General features: G+C 36.4%; 1 protein-coding gene. It reads left to right on the top strand.

What is annotated here, in order from left to right; translation table 11 throughout:
- Nucleotides 1-1,531, top strand: a 1,531-nt coding sequence (locus CI949_RS20575) for a propanediol/glycerol family dehydratase large subunit (protein ID WP_290769904.1), incomplete at both ends; no start/stop codon positions are given.

Genomic DNA, 1,531 nt, shown 5'->3' with positions numbered 1-1,531 from the left:
GTAAAGATGCTTTTATTAAAGAATGGCCTGAAGCTGGTCTAGTTGCAATGGAAGGACCAGATGATCCGAAGCCAAGTATAAAAATTGAAAATGGTAAAATTGTTGAATTAGATGGAAAAAAACGAGCTGATTTTGATATGCTAGATTCATTTATAGCAGATCATACTTTAGATTTAGATATAATTGAAAATGTAATGTCACAGGATTCTATTGAATTAGCTAAAAAAATTGTAAGTGTAGATGTATCTAGAGATGAAATTAAAAAAATTACATTAGGCATGACTCCTGCCAAAATAGTAGAAGTGGTAGGGAAAATGAATGTAGTAGAAATGATGATGGCAGTACAAAAAATGAGGGCTAGAAAAACTCCTTCAAATCAATGTCACATCACAAATGTAAAAGATCATCCTGCTTTAATTGCAGCTGATGCTGCTGAGGCTGCTTTGCGAGGATTTGATGAAATGGAGACTACAGTAGGTATAGTTAGATATGCTCCTTCTAATGCGATTGCATTATTAGTTGGTGGTCAGGTAGGAAGAAGGGGAGTATTAACCCAGTGTGCTGTTGAAGAAGCAATGGAATTAGAAATGGGGATACGTGGATTTACAGCTTATGCAGAAACAGTATCCGTCTATGGTACAGAACAGGTATTTGTAGATGGTGATGACACACCATGGTCTAAGAGTTTTCTAGCTTCAGCATATGCTTCACGTGGACTAAAGATGAGATATACATCTGGAACTGGTTCAGAAGCTGAAATGGGTTTTGCTGATGGAAAATCAATGCTTTATCTAGAGTCTCGCTGTTTATATATGACCAAAGGTGCTGGTGTACAGGGTATTCAAAATGGTTCAATCAGCTGTATTGGAGTTCCTGGAGCCGTTCCTTCTGGGGTTAGAGCGATCCTGGCAGAAAATTTAATTGCAATGCTTCTTGATTTAGAGTGTGCTTCTGGAAATGATCAGACATTTACCCATTCCAGAACAAGAAGAACTGCAAGAATGTTGATGCAGTTTTTACCAGGTACAGACTTTATCTTCTCAGGTTATAGTGGTGTACCAAACTATGATAATATGTTTGCTGGTTCAACTCATGATGTAGATGACTATGATGATTATTTAACTTTACAGCGTGATTTAAAAGTAGATGGTGGTCTGCTTCCTGTAGAAGAAGAAGATGTAATTAAAGTTAGAAACAAAGCAGCTAAAGCTCTACAGGCAGTTTTCAAAGAAGTTGGTATGCCAGAAATAACTGAAGAAGAAGTAGAGGCAGTAACTTATGCTCACGGTAGTAAAGATGTTCCTGATCGTGATGTAAGAGAAGACTTTAGAGGCATTGAAGATATGCTCGAAAGAGGTACTACAGGTGTTGAAATTGTAAAAGCACTTGCGAAACATGGGTTTAATGATGTAGCAGATAATGTATTCAATCTTTTAAAACAAAGAATTGCAGGAGATTATTTACATACATCTGCAATATTTGATAAAGATTATAATTGCATTAGTGCAGTAAACGACAAGAATGATTATGC

It is taken from the genome of Halanaerobium sp., from assembly GCF_003070835.1.
The sequence above is the reverse complement of the archived record's forward strand: the minus strand, read 5'-3'. Positions and strand labels throughout refer to the sequence as shown.